Genomic DNA, 15,114 nt, shown 5'->3' with positions numbered 1-15,114 from the left:
GGGGCCGGCCGTCCCCCGCGCGGGCGACCGGCCCACCCCGACGGGCGGCTACCCTGGCTCGGTGCAGTCCCGCAACGTGTCGCCCGACCTCCGCCCGGACGCGACCGCGGAGCTCACGGCCGTGCTCGGGCAGCGCATCCTCGTGCTCGACGGCGCCATGGGGACGGCGATCCAGCGCGACCGGCCCGACGAGGCCGGCTACCGCGGCGAGCGCTTCGCCGACTGGCCCACCGACGTCCAGGGCAACAACGACCTGCTGGTGCTCACGCAGCCCGAGCTGGTCGCGGGCATCCACCGCGAGTACCTCGAGGCCGGCGCGGACGTCATCGAGACCAACACGTTCAACGCCACGGCGATCTCGCTGCGCGACTACGCCATGTCCGACCTGGCGTACGAGATCAACGTGGCGGCCGCGCGGCTGGCCCGCCGCGAGGCCGACGCGATGACCGCGCGCACGCCGGACAGGCGGCGCTACGTCGCCGGGGCGCTCGGCCCGACCAGCCGGACGGCGTCCATCTCCCCGGACGTCAACGACCCGGGCGCCCGCAACGTCACCTTCGACGAGCTCGCCCTCGCCTACCTGGAGCAGGCCGACGGCCTGGTCGACGGCGGGGTCGACGTCCTGCTGATCGAGACGGTCTTCGACACGCTCAACGCCAAGGCGGCGATCTTCGCGCTGGAGACGCTGTTCGAGCAGCGCGGCCGGCGCTGGCCGGTGGTGGTGTCGGGCACCATCACCGACGCGTCGGGCCGCACGCTCTCGGGCCAGGTCACCGAGGCGTTCTGGCACTCGATCCGGCACGTCCGCCCGCTGCTGGTCGGCCTCAACTGCGCCCTGGGTGCCGCGGAGATGCGGCCCTACCTGGCCGAGCTCTCGCGGGTCGCCGACACGTACGTCTCCTGCTACCCGAACGCCGGCCTGCCCAACGCCTTCGGCGAGTACGACGAGTCGCCGGAGGAGACCGCGGCCGTCCTCGCCGAGTTCGCCGACGCCGGCTTCGTGAACATGGTCGGCGGCTGCTGCGGGACCACTCCCGCGCACGTCGCCGCGATCGCCGCCGCCGTCGAGGGCCGTGCCCCGCGGACGCCGCCGCAGGTACGCCCGGCGCTGCGGCTGTCCGGGCTCGAGCCGCTGACCGTCGACGAGGACTCGTTGTTCGTCAACGTCGGCGAGCGCACGAACATCACCGGCTCGGCCCGCTTCCGCAACCTCATCCGCGCCAACGACTACGCCACCGCGCTGGCCGTCGCCCGCCAGCAGGTGGAGGCCGGTGCGCAGGTCATCGACGTCAACATGGACGAGGGGATGATCGACGGCGTCGAGGCGATGGACCGCTTCCTCAAACTCGTCGCCGCCGAGCCCGACATCTGCCGCGTCCCGGTGATGGTGGACTCCTCCAAGTGGGAGGTCATCGAGGCCGGCCTCAAGTGCGTGCAGGGCAAGTCGATCGTCAACTCCATCTCCCTCAAGGCGGGGGAGGAGGAGTTCGTCCGGCACGCGCGGCTGTGCCGCAAGCACGGCGCCGCCGTCGTCGTCATGGCCTTCGACGAGCAGGGCCAGGCCGACTCGCTGCAGCGGCGGCAGGAGATCTGCCGGCGGGCCTACGACATCCTCGTCGAGCAGGTCGGCTTCCCGGCCGAGGACGTCATCGTCGACCCCAACGTCTTCGCCGTCGCCACCGGCATCGAGGAGCACGCCCGCTACGGGCTGGACTTCATCGAGGCCACCCGCTGGATCAAGCAGAACCTGCCCGGCGCGCTGGTCTCCGGCGGCGTCTCGAACGTCTCGTTCTCCTTCCGCGGCAACAACCGCGTGCGCGAGGCCATCCACGCGGTGTTCCTGTTCCACGCCATCGCCGCCGGCATGGACATGGGCATCGTCAACGCCGGGGCCCTCGAGGTCTACGACGAGGTGCCCGAGCGGCTGCGCGAGCGGATCGAGGACGTGGTCCTGGCCCGCCGCCCCGACGCCACCGAGCGGCTGCTGGAGATCGCCTCCGAGTACGCCGGGGACGGCGCCGCGAAGGAGGCGGCCGGCGAGGAGTGGCGCGCGCTGCCGGTCGAGGAGCGCATCACCCACGCCCTGGTGAAGGGCCTCGACGGGTTCGTCGAGGCCGACACCGAGGAGCTGCGGGCGCAGATCGCCGCGCGCGGCGGCCGGCCGATCGAGGTCATCGAGGGCCCGCTGATGGGCGGCATGAACGTCGTCGGCGACCTGTTCGGCGCCGGCAAGATGTTCCTCCCGCAGGTGGTGAAGTCCGCCCGCGTGATGAAGAAGGCCGTCGCCTACCTGGTGCCCTTCATCGAGGCGGAGAAGCAGCCCGGCGACGCCGAGCGCAGCAACGGCAAGGTCGTCATGGCCACCGTGAAGGGCGACGTCCACGACATCGGCAAGAACATCGTCGGCGTCGTCCTGCAGTGCAACAACTACGACGTCGTCGACCTCGGCGTCATGGTGCCGGCGCAGCAGGTCCTCGACACCGCCAAGCAGGAGGGCGCCGACGTCATCGGCCTGTCCGGGCTGATCACGCCGTCGCTGGACGAGATGAGCAACCTGGCCGCCGAGATGGAGCGGCAGGGCTTCGACATCCCGCTGCTCATCGGCGGGGCGACGACGTCGCGCGCGCACACCGCGGTCAAGGTGGCCCCGCGCTACCACGGGCCGGTCATCTGGGTGAAGGACGCCTCCCGGTCGGTGCCGGTCGTGGCCGCGCTGCTGTCCAACGAGCAGCGGCCCAAGCTGCTGGCCGACGTCGAGACCGAGTACGCCGGCCTGCGCGAGCGGCACGCCGCCCGTCAGGACACCCGCGCGCTGCTGCCGCTGGAGGCCGCCCGCGCCGCCGCGCCGGCGCTCGACTGGTCCTCCTACGCCCCGCCGCGGCCGCGGATGCTGCTGCAGCAGGCCCGTGACCTCTGCTCGGGTGCGGCCTGCGACCACCGGCACGGAGCGACGCAGTTCACCCGCGTCTTCGACGACTACCCGCTCGAGGAGCTGCGCGCCTACATCGACTGGCAGCCGTTCTTCAACGCCTGGGAGATGCGCGGCCGGTTCCCCGACATCCTGCACAACCCGGCGACCGGCGAGGCCGCGCGGCGGCTGTACGAGGACGCCCAGCAGATGCTCGACCGGATCGTCGGGGAGCGCTGGCTGCGGGCCCGGGGCGTGTTCGGCCTGTTCCCGGCCAACCGGGTGGACGGCGAGGACATCGAGGTCTACACCGACGAGTCGCGCACCGCCGTCCGGACGACGCTGCACCAGCTGCGCCAGCAGACCGAGGGCCGCGACGGCTCGCCGCGTACGTCCCTGGCCGACTTCGTCGCGCCCAAGGAGACCGGGCTGCGCGACCACGTCGGGGCGTTCGCCGTCACCGCAGGCATCGGCGCGGCCGAGCGGGTCGAGGCGTTCAAGGCCGCGAACGACGACTACAGCGCGATCATGCTCGAGGCGCTGGCCGACCGCCTGGCCGAGGCGTTCGCCGAGCGGCTGCACGAGCGCGTGCGCCGGGAGTTCTGGGGCTACGCCGCCGACGAGCACCTCGACAACGACGCGCTGATCGCCGAGCAGTACCGCGGCATCCGCCCGGCGCCGGGCTACCCGGCCTGCCCGGAGCACACCGAGAAGCGCACCATCTGGGAGCTGCTCGACGTCGAGGCGACCACCGGCATCACGCTCACCGAGAGCATGGCCATGTGGCCCGGCGCCGCCGTCAGCGGCCTCTACTTCGCCCACCCGCAGTCGCGCTACTTCGTCCTGGGGCGGCTCGGCCGCGACCAGGTCGAGGACTACGCGCGGCGCAAGGGCTGGACGCTGGCCGAGGCCGAGCGTTGGCTCTCACCGAACCTGGGGTACCGCACCGACGATGAATGAGCACACCGGTCTGCGGGCGCTGCTGTTCGACATGGACGGCACGCTCGTGGAGACCGAGCAGCACTGGGGTGCGGCGATGTTCGCCCTCGCCCGCCGGCTGGGCGGGGAGATGTCGGCGGAGGCGCGCGAGCGGACCGTCGGCACGAGCATGGCGACGGCGCTGGGGATCCTGTACGCCGACGTCGGGGTGACCCGCACCGAGGCCGAGGCCCGCGCCGACGCCCGCTGGATCGAGGACACCGTCGCCGAGCTGCTGACCGGCCCGCTCACCTGGCGGCCCGGGGCCCGCGAGCTGCTGCTGGAGGCCCGGCACGCCGCGCTGCCGACGGCGCTGGTGACCACCACGCCGCGGCGGCTGGCCGACGTGGTGCTCGCGAAGGTGGACCGTGACCTCGACGGGCTGCCCGCCTTCGACGTCACCGTCTGCGGCGACGAGGTGCCCGCCCGCAAACCCGACCCGGCGCCCTACCGCCAGGCGATGGGCGCCCTGGAGGTGGCCGCTGCCGGGTGCGTGGCCGTGGAGGACTCGCTGTCCGGGGCCACCGCGGGGCTCGCCGCGGGGGCCGCCGTGCTGGGCGTGCCGTCGCTGCAGCCGCTGCCGGAGCTGCCGGGGCTGGTGCTGCGCGACACCCTCGCCGGGGTGCGGCTGGCCGACCTGACCGAGGTGCTGGCCGTCCGCGACGCCGTGGACGCCCGCGCCTAGAGCGGCACCTCACGGCCGCGGGCGACGACGACGCGGGGCCGCCGCAGGGCGGTCACGTCGGCCCGGACGTCGCCGTCGGTCACCAGCAGGTCGGCGTCGTACCCGGCCGCCAGCCGCCCCGTGCGGCCGCCCAGCCCGCAGGCGCGGGCCGCCCGGGCCGTCGCCGCGGTCAGCGCGTCCTCCAGCGGCACCCCGCAGGGGCCCACCAGGTCGGCCACCGCGTACGCCACCTGGCCGTGCCGCTTGGTGGGGCCGATCCCGGCGTCGGTGCCGGCGAGCAGGCTGACGCCGGACCGGTGCAGGGCCGCCACGTGCAGCAGGTGCTGCTCGATCGTCACGCCGACCGCGGCCATCCGCGCCTGCACGTGCGGCGGCGGGTCGACGCCCGGCAGGGAGCCCACGGTCGGGCAGACCAGCGGGCCGGCCGCGAGCGCGGCGGCCAGCTCGAGAGGCAGGGAGGGGCCGGAGCCGGTCAGGCAGCTGCAGTGCTCGATGCCGTCGACGCCGGCCGCGACGCTGCGTTCGACCGCCGGCAGGCCGTGCGCGTGCGCGGTCACCGGCAGGCCGAGCCGATGCGCCTCGTCGACCAGCGCCTGCAGCTCCTCGAGGGTGAACTGGCACGCGGTGAGATCGGTGCCGGGGGTGAGCACCCCCCCGCTGGCCATGACCTTGACCACGCCGGCGCCCCGCTCGGCCCGCTCCCGCACCGCCCGGCGCAGCGCCTCGACGCCGGACGTCTCCCCGCCCATCGACCAGCAGTGCCCGCCGGGTGAGGTGATCGGCGGCCCGGCGGCGACGACGGTCGGCCGCACGCCGTCGCGCCCGGCGCGCTCGAGAACGGCCCAGCGGTGGTCGCCGAGGTCGCGGACGGCGGTGACGCCCGCCCGCAGCGTCTGCTGCTCGGCGGCGGTGACGACGGCGTCGAGCTCCGCCGGGGCCAGCTCGGCGACCTGCTCCAGCGCCCGCGGGCCGCCGTCCCCGCAGAGGTGGACGTGGGTGTCGACCAGCCCGGGCAGCAGCGTGCCGTCGGGGACGTCGGTGACCGCGCAGCCCTCGGGAGCCGGGGCGGTGGCGGGCTCGACGCCCACGATGGTGCCGTCCTCGACCAGCACCAGCGCTCCGCCGTCGAGGAAGCGCTCGCCGTCGAAGGCCCGCGGCGCCCGGTAACCGCGCATGGGCGATGCTCCCGCGGCCCGGTGCGACCGGTCCAGCGGGTCAGGGACGGGCGGCGCCGTGCAGGTACCGCTCGTAGGTGCGTGCCGCGGCCTGCAGCCCGGCGGCCTCGTAGAAGGCGAACGCCTCCGGATCGTCGGCGGACAGCTGCAGCTCGTCGCAGCCGGCGGCCTCGCCGTGCGCTCGGGCTGCGGCGAGCAGGGCCCGGCCCACGCCGGCCCGGCGCGCGCCCGCGTCCACGACGACGTTCTCGACCAGCAGGTACGGCCGGCCGGCGCGGGCGGCGTTGGCCGGCACCGTGAGGTCCGCGGTGCCGACGACCGCGCCGCCGAGCTCGGCGAGCAGCACCGTCCGCCCCGGCGTGGCGGGTGTCGCGGCCCAGGCGGCCTCGACGGCGGCCTCAGCCCGCAGGTCCGGCTCCGGGTGGAGCTGGCGGTACAACCGCACCGCGTCGGCCAGGTCCCCGGGTCCCGCCGTCCGGACCGTGACCGCAGGGAGTGGGCGCACGCCGCTCAGTCGCGCTCGACGACCGGCAGCGTCTGCCACCCGGCCGCGGCCGCGGCCTCGGCGGGGAAGGGCGGGGGCGTGCCGCCGAACGACGGACACAGCGCCTGGTGGTCGCACCAGCCGCACAGCCGGGTGCGGTTGGGCCGGAAGTCGCCGGTCGCCACCGCGCGCTCGATCGCCGCCCAGATCGCCTGCAGCGTGCGCTCGAAGCGGACCAGCTCGGCCTCGTCGGGCGCGTAGGTGAGCGCGTCGCCGTCGCCCAGGTAGAGCAGCTTGAGCTGGCTGGCCACCACGCCGCGGGTGCGCCACAGCACCAACGCGTAGAACTTCATCTGGAACAGGGCCTTGCCCTCGAACGCCTCGCGCGGCATCGAGCCGGTCTTGTAGTCGACCACCCGGATGGCGCCGTTGGGCGCGACGTCGAGGCGGTCGACGAAGCCCCGCAGCAGCAGCCCGTCGGGCAGGGTGACCTCGACCAGCTCCTCGCGGCCGTGGGGCTCGATCCGCGACGGGTCCTCGAGGGTGAAGTAGGTCTCCACCAGCTTGCCGGCCGACGCCAGCCACCCCTCCAGGGACGGCGCGTCCACGGCTTGCTCGGCGGGCGCCTCGTCAGCGGCGGCGCCCTCGGCGAACAGCTCGGCGACCTCCGGGTCGGCCCGCAGCTCCTCCCAGGCCGGGGCGACCAGCTCGCGGGCCGCCTCGGGCGTGCGCCGGCGGGCGGGCAGGTCGTAGAGCCGCTCGAGCACCGAGTGCACCAGCGTGCCGCGGACCGCGGCCAGGCTCTTGCGCTCGGGCAGCCGGTCGATCGTGCGGAACCGGTACAGCAGGGGACAGGTCTTGAAGTCGGCCGCCCGGCTCGGGGACAGCGAGGGGCGGCGCGGGGCCCGCTCCTCGGCCGTCCCGGCGTCGGCGACGGGGGCGTCCGGGGGGGAGGCAGCCGCGTCCGCCGGCTGCCCGGTCTGCACCAGGCCCGGTCGTGCCGAGTCCTGCGCCATGCCAGGCCGCGCCGAGTCCTGCGCCATCGTCGTCACCCCTCCGAGGCTAGGCGCGGGGGGTGACGGTTTCCGAGAGCGCGCGCCGGGCGGCGGGGAGGCGGCGGCTCCGGCCTCCGTAGGCTGGCCGCCCGTGGACGAGCAGCAGCACACCGCCGAGCCGATCCTCGACGAGGTCACCGACGGGAACGGCCCTCGTGCAGGATCCCGCCACGAGCCTGCGAGTGGTGGGGGGCAGGGGGGTCCTCCCACGGTCGCGGGGGCCTTCGTGGCCGGCGACCGGGTGCAGCTGACCGACCCCAAGGGCCGGCTGCACACCGTCGTGCTCGAGCCGGGCAAGCTCTTCCACACGCACCGCGGCGCGATCGCGCACGACGACCTGATCGGCGCGCCGGAGGGCTCCGTCGTCCACTCCACGGCCAACACCGGCTACCTGGCGTTCCGGCCGCTGCTGGCCGACTTCGTGCTCTCGATGCCCCGGGGCGCGCAGGTCATCTACCCCAAGGACGCCGCGCAGATCGTCGGCTTCGGCGACATCGGCCCGGGCATGCGGGTGCTCGAGGCCGGCGCCGGCTCCGGGGCGCTGACCTGCTCGCTGCTGCGGGCGGTGGGCGAGCACGGCCGCGTCACCAGCTACGAGCGCCGCGAGGACTTCGCCGACGTCGCGCGCGTCAACGTCGGCGCGTTCTTCGGCGAGGTGCCGGCCACCTGGTCGCTGCGGCTGGGCGACCTCGACCAGCACCCGGCCGAGGACGTCGTGGACCGGGTCGTGCTGGACATGCTGGAGCCGTGGGCGGTGCTGCCCACCGTGGCCGCCGCGCTGCGCCCCGGCGGCGTCCTGGTCGGCTACGTGGCCACGACGACGCAGCTGTCCACCTACGTCGAGGCGCTGCGGGCGCAGGGTGTGTGGACCGAGCCGCACGCCTGGGAGTCCCTGCTGCGGCCCTGGCACGCGGTCGGCCTCGCCGTCCGCCCCGAGCACCGCATGGTGGCGCACACCGCCTTCCTGGTCACCGCGCGCCGGCTGGCCGAGGGCGTCGTCGCCCCCCTGCGGCAGCGACGGGCGCAGAAGTGAAGGACCCCGCCGCCCCACGCTCGGCGCGGGGCCCTGCACCGGGGCCGCTTCCGCACCCCCCGCCTGCGCGCCCCGGGCACGCTGTGGCCGGGCGTGTATAGATTTGCGTCCTGGCTCTCCCGATGTGTCGGAGGTGCGCGATGGGCCCCGGTCTTGGCAATGGTCCCGACGAGTTCAGAGCGCGGCGCGAGCGTGACGTGACGGCGCTGCTCAGCCAGATCTCCTACCTGGAGGAGGAGATCGGCCTGCTGCGCCGCAAGGTGGCGGAGAGCCCCCGCCAGCTGCGGTTGCTCGAGGAGCGGGTGGCGGAGGCGGAGGGCCGCGCGGCGTTCCTGTCCGAGCGCAACGACAAGCTCGCCGGCACGCTGCGCGACGCGCGTGACCAGCTGGTCACGCTCAAGGAGGAGGTCGACCGGCTCGGCCAGCCGCCGTCGGGCTACGGCGTCTTCCTCACCCGTCACGACGACGGCACGGTCGACGTCTTCACCGGCGGCCGCAAGCTGCGCGTCTCGGTCTCCCCGGCGGTGGAGCTCGAGGACCTCCAGCACGGCCAGGAGGTCATGCTCAACGAGGCGATGAACGTCGTCGAGGCGTGCGGGTTCGAGCGCGCCGGGGACGTCGTCATGCTCAAGGAGCTGCTCGAGCCGGTCGAGGGCGAGGCGCCGCGCGCGCTGGTCATCGGGCACACCGACGAGGAGCGCGTGGTGCACCTCGCCGACTCGCTGGCCGACCAGCCGCTGCGCAGCGGCGACTCGCTGCTGCTGGAGACCCGCTCGGGCTACGTCTACGAGCGGATCCCCAAGAGCGAGGTCGAGGAGCTCGTCCTCGAGGAGGTCCCCGACATCGACTACAGCGACATCGGTGGGCTGTCCCGGCAGATCGAGCAGATCCGCGACGCCGTCGAGCTGCCGTTCCTGCACGCCGACCTGTTCCGCGAGTACGAGCTGCGCCCGCCCAAGGGCATCCTGCTCTACGGCCCGCCCGGCTGCGGCAAGACGCTCATCGCCAAGGCGGTCGCCAACTCGCTGGCCAAGAAGGTCGCCGCGGTGAAGGGGGAGGGGCAGGCGAGGTCCTACTTCCTCAACATCAAGGGCCCCGAGCTGCTCAACAAGTACGTCGGTGAGACCGAGCGGCACATCCGGCTGGTCTTCCAGCGGGCCCGCGAGAAGGCCGGCGAGGGCACGCCGGTCATCGTCTTCTTCGACGAGATGGACTCGATCTTCCGCACCCGCGGGTCCGGGGTCTCCTCGGACGTCGAGTCGACGATCGTGCCCCAGCTGCTCAGCGAGATCGACGGCGTGGAGGGGCTGGAGAACGTCATCGTCATCGGCGCCTCCAACCGCGAGGACATGATCGACCCGGCGATCCTGCGACCCGGCCGGCTGGACGTGAAGATCAAGATCGAGCGGCCGGACGCGGAGGCCGCCCGCGACATCTTCAGCAAGTACCTGACGACCACGCTGCCGCTGCACCCCGACGACCTCGCCGAGCACGGCCACAGCCGCGAGGCCACGGTCGCCGGGATGATCCAGCGCACCGTCGAGCGGATGTACACCGAGAGCGAGGAGAACCGCTTCCTCGAGGTGACCTACGCCAACGGTGACAAGGAGGTCCTGTACTTCAAGGACTTCAACTCCGGGGCGATGCTGCAGAACATCGTCGACCGCGCCAAGAAGATGGCGATCAAGGAGCGGCTGGAGACCGGTGCCGGCGGCCTGCGGGTCGGCCACCTCATGCAGGCCTGCGTCGACGAGTTCAAGGAGAACGAGGACCTGCCCAACACCACCAACCCCGACGACTGGGCGCGGATCTCGGGCAAGAAGGGCGAGCGGATCGTCTACATCCGCACGCTCATCAGCGGCAAGGGCACCGAGAGCGGCCGCGCCATCGACACGGCGACGAACACCGGCCAGTACCTGTAGGAGGAGGACCTCGTCCCTCCCCACCCTCCGCGAGCTCGGGGTGGGCCCCTGGACGAGGCCGGACGACGGCCCGGCCCCCGCGCGACGGCGGGGGCCGGGCCGTCCGCCGTCCCGGGGCCGTGCGCCCCGGCGGGATCGGCGACCTCGAGCGCTCCCGGCGCTGCGCCAGCGGCGAGACCGCCGATCGCGCGGCTGGTGGTCCGGCCCGGAGGCGGGTGGCCGACCGCCCGCCGGACGGTGTCGCGCCGGACGCCTAGGGTGGCGGCATGAGCGTGCGGCGGGTCATGGGGACCGAGGTCGAGTACGGCATCTCGGTGCCCGGGCAGCCGACGGCGAACCCGACGACGCTGTCCAGCCAGGTCGTGAACGCCTGGGCGGTGGCCGAGGCGCCGACGCCGCGCCGGCCGCGCTGGGACTTCGAGGAGGAGTCGCCGCTGCGCGACGCCCGGGGCTTCGACCTGTCCCCGGCCCAGGCGCTGGACCACAACGACCTGGAGGAGGACTCCGGGATGGCCAACGTCATCCTCACCAACGGGGCCCGCCTCTACGTCGACCACGCGCACCCGGAGTACTCGACGCCGGAGGTCACCAACCCGCGCGACGTCGTCCTGTGGGACAAGGCGGGGGAGCAGGTGATGGCCGAGGCGGCGCGCCGCGCCGCGCGCGTCCCCGGCACCCAGCCGATCCAGCTCTACAAGAACAACACCGACGGCAAGGGCGCGTCCTACGGCGCCCACGAGAACTACCTGATGGACCGGCGGACGCCGTTCCTCGAGATCATCCGCGGGCTCATCCCGTTCTTCGTGACCCGTCAGGTGGTGGCCGGCTCCGGGCGCGTGGGCATCGGCACCGAGAGCCGCACCCAGGGCTTCCAGCTCTCCCAGCGCGCCGACTTCTTCGAGGTCGAGGTGGGCCTGGAGACGACGCTCAAGCGGCCGATCATCAACACCCGCGACGAGCCGCACGCCGACGCCGACAAGTACCGCCGGCTGCACGTGATCATCGGCGACGCCAACCTCGCCGAGCTGTCGACCTACCTCAAGGTCGGGACGACGGCGCTGGTGCTGGACATGATCGAGGCGCGCACCCTGACCCAGGACCTCTCGATCGAGGAGCCGGTGGCGGCGCTGCAGGCGATCAGCCACGACCCGTCGTTGGCCCACCGGGTGCGGCTGCGCGACGGGCGCCGGATGACGGCCCTGGAGGTGCAGCAGGCGTACCTGGAGATGGCACAGCGGCACGTCGACCGTCGGGGTGAGGACGACGGCCAGACCGCCGACGTGCTGCGCCGGTGGGCCGAGGTGCTCGAGGACCTCGCGGTCGACCCGATGCGCTGCGCCGACCGCCTGGACTGGCCGGCGAAGCTGCGGCTGCTGGAGGGCTACCGCTCCCGCGACGGACTGTCGTGGGGCGACTCGCGGCTGCACCTGGTCGACCTGCAGTACTCCGACGTGCGGCCGGAGAAGGGGCTGTACCACCGGCTGGTGTCGCGCGGCTCGATGCGGCGACTGCTCACCGACGACGAGGTGCTGCAGGCGATGGTGCGCCCGCCGTCGGACACCAGGGCCTTCTTCCGCGGGGAGTGCCTGCGCCGCTACCCGGCCCAGGTGGCCGCGGCGTCGTGGGACTCGGTGGTCTTCGACCTGGGCCGGGAGAACCTGGTGCGGATCCCGACCATGGAGCCGCTGCGCGGCACGCGGGACCACGTCGGCGCGCTGTTCGAGTCGACGTCCTCGGCGCAGGAGCTGGTCGACACGATCACCGGCGGCTGACCACGCCGGTCGGTCGACCTCCGTTCGTCACACCTCGCGGGTAGCTTCTGCACCAGGCACCTGCCACGGCACCAGCCACGACCTGCACCGGGAGGAACCCCATGGCCACGAGGGACAGCGGCGGTCAGCAGCGCTCGACGCGCAGCCGGGAGGAGACCGAGGAGGTCGAGGCGTCGGTCGACACCGAGGTCGCCGAGCGCCACAAGGAGGTCTCCGAGGACCTCGACTCCATCCTCGACGAGATCGACGAGGTCCTCGAGGAGAACAGCGAGGAGTTCGTGCGTAGTTACGTGCAAAAAGGGGGCCAGTGACCAAGATCATCTTGGGGTGTCCGTCTCAGTCACGTGGCGACGGAGTTCTGTCGTGACTGCAGGGCTCATCGTCCCGTGTCCGAGTTCAGCAAGAACGAGAGGTCTCGGGACGGGCTGGCGTTCTCCTGTTGCCGGCACTTGGCGGAACGCGCCGCGCGGAGCCGTGAAGCTCGGCGCGTACAACCGCGCAAGCACCGATTCCTCCCACCCGGCCTCACCGTGCCGGATGGTCACAAGTGGTGCCCCGACTGTGGATCCGTGACGTCGCTGGAGATGTTCCCGCGTACGACCGCCTCCCGGTCGGGGCGTGCCACCTACTGCCTTCCGTGCCACAACCCGCGCGGCAGAGCCTCCAGGGAGAAGGTGGGCGGATCGCGGACGTACCACCTCACGCGGCGGTACGGCATCACGGCTGACGAGGCCGACGAGGTGCTGGCCGCGCAAGGTGGGCTCCGCGCCATCTGCCGGACGGAACCTGCGGCTCACGTCGACCACGACCACGACTCGGGCAGGGTCCGTGAGTTGCTGTGCTCCACCTGCAACGGTGGGCTCGGCCAGTCCAAGGACGACCCCGAGGTGCTCCGCGCAGCCGCCGACCACGTCGAGCGACACCGGGCCTCGCGGCGCCCCGTCAGCAGCCGGCCGGGGGCCGAGGAGGAGCCCGCCGTCGCTCCCGCTCGACGCCGGCCCGGCGTCTCGCGGAACCGGCGCTGCAGCCACGGGTTCGCCCGCTGGAAGGCGGTGCAGGGGACCATCTGAGCGTCGGGGCACCGCCTCGGCGCGCTCCTGTGCCCAGACGGCACGCTGTCCGCCCTGGCCGGACAGCCACCCGTCCGGCTCGCCGGTAGGGTCGCGAGCGACAGCACCAGAGACACCGGCACGCGGGCGAGAGGCGGATGGGTGAGCGAGTATTCGGCTGGTCGGAGCGGGTTCCCCCCCGCGTACCTGGACCGGGTGGGTTCCTCGTTCACCGACTTCCTCGCGGCGGCCGCGCCCGACCTGCTGCCGGCCCGGCGCCCGGTGCCGCAGCTGCCCGTCGGTGACGTCACGCCGCACGGCACCACGATCGTCTCGGTGACCTACGAGGGTGGCGTCCTCATGGGTGGCGACCGGCGGGCGACGATGGGCAACCTGATCTCCAGCCGCGACATCGAGAAGGTCTACCCGGCCGACGCGTGGTCGGTCATCGGCATCGCCGGTGCGGCCGGCATCGCCATCGAGATGGTCCGGCTCTACCAGGTCGAGCTTGAGCACTACGAGAAGATCGAGGGCCTGACGCTCTCCCTCGACGGCAAGGCCAACCGGCTGGCCCAGATGATCCGCGGCAACCTCGGCGCGGCGCTGCAGGGCCTGGCCGTCGTCCCGCTGTTCGCCGGCTTCGACCTCGACGCCGCGCCCGACACCAGCCCCGGGCGGATCTTCAGCTACGACGTCACCGGTGGGAACTACGAGGAGCGCGGCTACGCCGCCGTCGGCTCGGGCTCGCTGTTCGCCCGCAACTCGCTGAAGAAGACCTGGCGGCCCAACCTGGACGGCGACGCCGCCACGCGCAGCCTGGTCGAGGCGCTCTACGACGCCGCCGACGACGACTCCGCCACCGGCGGCCCCGACCCGGTGCGCCGGCTGTACCCGATCGTCTACCGGGTCGACGCCGAGGGCGCCGTCCGGTTGACCGACGACGAGGTCGCCGAGATCGCCCGGACCATCATCGACGAGCGGGCCGCCGCCGAGGGGCAGGGCTGATCGCCATGACCATGCCGTACTACGCCTCGCCCGAGCAGCTGATGCGCGACAAGGGCGAGTACGCCCGCAAGGGCATCGCCCGCGGCCGCAGCGTCGCCGTCCTCACCTACGCCGACGGCGTGCTGTTCATCGCCGAGAACCCCAGCTCCACGCTGCACAAGGTCGGCGAGCTCTACGACCGGATCGGCTTCGCCGCCGTCGGCCGCTACAGCGAGTTCGAGAGCCTGCGGGTGGCCGGCGTGCGGCTGGCCGACGTCCGTGGCTACAGCTACAACCGCCGCGACGTCACCGGCCGGGTCATCGCCAACGCCTACGCGCAGACCCTCGGTGAGGTCTTCACCCAGCAGCTGAAGCCCTACGAGGTGGAGCTCTGCGTCGCCGAGGTGGGTGACACCCCCGAGACCGACCAGCTCTACCGGCTGACCTTCGACGGCTCGGTCGTCGACGAGCCGGACTTCGTCGTCATGGGCGGCCAGGCGGAGGCGGTCAGCGCCAACCTGCGCGAGCACTTCCTGCCCGGCATGGGCCTGGCCGAGGCGCTGCGGGTCGGCGTGCAGGCGCTGTCGGCGGTCAGCCCGGCCACCAGCACCGGCAACGGCGGCCCCGCGCTGCTGTCCGCCGAGCAGCTGGAGGTCGCCGTCCTGGACCGGCGGCGGCCCAAGCGGGCGTTCCGGCGGATCACCGGTGCTGCGCTGCGCACACTCCTCGATCGCTCCGAGAGCGGCGTGGCCGCCGACGGCGAGCAGCCGCACACCGCCGCGCACTCCCCGAGCGTGCCCCAGCCGGGCACCCCGGCGGGTCTGGGGGAGCCGTCGGCTCCCGACAGCGGCGGGACGGCGGGCAGCGGGGGAGAGGCACCCACCACCTGACCGGGGTCGATGCCGGCAGGACCGGGGGGACGGGGGCCGGCGAGCGGCGCAGCCGTCGAGGAGGTGGCCGACGACCTGGTGCCACGGCTCGACGCGCACCGGGAGGGCCGACGACGCCCTCCCGCCACGGCGCGGGGTGGCGCGAGCGCGGACGGGGAGCTTTCGTCGGGTCCGGCGCC

Annotated in this window: 12 protein-coding genes; 9 read left to right on the top strand and 3 right to left on the bottom strand. The window is 73.6% G+C overall.

Annotation, left to right across the window (positions count from 1 at the left end; all coding sequences use genetic code 11):
* Window positions 1-61: 61 nt before the first annotated feature.
* Both metH and ACI79G_RS03970 read left to right on the top strand, forming a co-directional pair.
* Window positions 62-3,868 (top strand): methionine synthase, encoded by a 3,807-nt coding sequence (metH, locus tag ACI79G_RS03975; RefSeq protein ID WP_456879843.1) that lies wholly within the window; start codon window positions 62-64, stop codon window positions 3,866-3,868.
* Window positions 3,861-4,571, top strand: a complete 711-nt coding sequence (locus ACI79G_RS03970) for an HAD family hydrolase (RefSeq protein WP_456879842.1) — start codon at window positions 3,861-3,863, stop codon at window positions 4,569-4,571. The genes metH and ACI79G_RS03970 overlap by 8 nt, the downstream gene beginning before the upstream one ends.
* Here ACI79G_RS03970 and ACI79G_RS03965 read toward each other — a convergent pair.
* The 3 genes from ACI79G_RS03965 to ACI79G_RS03955 are packed head-to-tail and all read right to left on the bottom strand — an operon-like array spanning window position 4,568 to window position 7,273.
* The gene (locus ACI79G_RS03965) at window positions 4,568-5,746 is read right to left on the bottom strand and encodes an amidohydrolase family protein (RefSeq protein WP_456879841.1); all 1,179 of its coding nucleotides are present in this window, start codon (window positions 5,744-5,746) and stop codon (window positions 4,568-4,570) included. The two genes, ACI79G_RS03970 and ACI79G_RS03965, sit on opposite strands and share 4 nt — an antisense overlap.
* A 40-nt stretch (window positions 5,747-5,786) precedes the next feature.
* A complete protein-coding gene (locus ACI79G_RS03960) occupies window positions 5,787-6,251 on the bottom strand; it encodes an N-acetyltransferase family protein (protein ID WP_456879840.1) in 465 nt (154 codons plus the stop codon).
* Between the two features lie 5 nt (window positions 6,252-6,256).
* A complete protein-coding gene (locus tag ACI79G_RS03955) occupies window positions 6,257-7,273 on the bottom strand; it encodes a RecB family exonuclease (RefSeq protein WP_456879996.1) in 1,017 nt (338 codons plus the stop codon).
* A gap of 103 nt (window positions 7,274-7,376) precedes the next feature.
* Between ACI79G_RS03955 and ACI79G_RS03950 the strand changes: the two genes are divergently transcribed.
* From ACI79G_RS03950 to prcA, 7 genes are all read left to right on the top strand, one after another.
* Entirely contained in the window at window positions 7,377-8,318 is a 942-nt protein-coding gene (locus tag ACI79G_RS03950) for a tRNA (adenine-N1)-methyltransferase (RefSeq protein ID WP_456879839.1), read from the top strand.
* 197 nt (window positions 8,319-8,515) lie between these two features.
* On the top strand, window positions 8,516-10,240 hold the full coding sequence (arc, locus tag ACI79G_RS03945) for a proteasome ATPase (RefSeq protein WP_456879838.1): 1,725 nt from the start codon (window positions 8,516-8,518) through the stop codon (window positions 10,238-10,240).
* A 266-nt stretch (window positions 10,241-10,506) separates the two neighbouring features.
* Window positions 10,507-12,012 carry a depupylase/deamidase Dop gene (gene dop / locus ACI79G_RS03940; protein ID WP_456879837.1) on the top strand — a complete coding sequence of 502 codons (1,506 nt, stop codon included), beginning with the start codon at window positions 10,507-10,509 and terminating at the stop codon, window positions 12,010-12,012.
* A 101-nt stretch (window positions 12,013-12,113) separates the two neighbouring features.
* Window positions 12,114-12,323 (top strand): ubiquitin-like protein Pup, encoded by a 210-nt coding sequence (locus ACI79G_RS03935; RefSeq protein WP_012948748.1) that lies wholly within the window; start codon window positions 12,114-12,116, stop codon window positions 12,321-12,323.
* 273 nt (window positions 12,324-12,596) lie between these two features.
* Complete coding sequence (locus ACI79G_RS03930) at window positions 12,597-13,082, top strand: endonuclease VII domain-containing protein (protein ID WP_456879995.1); 486 nt, start codon at window positions 12,597-12,599, stop codon at window positions 13,080-13,082.
* Between the two features lie 195 nt (window positions 13,083-13,277).
* Window positions 13,278-14,066, top strand: a complete 789-nt coding sequence (gene prcB / locus ACI79G_RS03925; protein WP_456879836.1) for a proteasome subunit beta — start codon at window positions 13,278-13,280, stop codon at window positions 14,064-14,066.
* 5 nt (window positions 14,067-14,071) lie between these two features.
* Window positions 14,072-14,935, top strand: a complete 864-nt coding sequence (prcA, locus tag ACI79G_RS03920; protein WP_456879835.1) for a proteasome subunit alpha — start codon at window positions 14,072-14,074, stop codon at window positions 14,933-14,935.
* The last annotated feature ends 179 nt before the right edge of the window (window positions 14,936-15,114 follow it).

This window comes from Geodermatophilus sp. SYSU D00779, from assembly GCF_054050595.1.
This window is presented reverse-complemented; position numbering and strand designations above follow the sequence as displayed.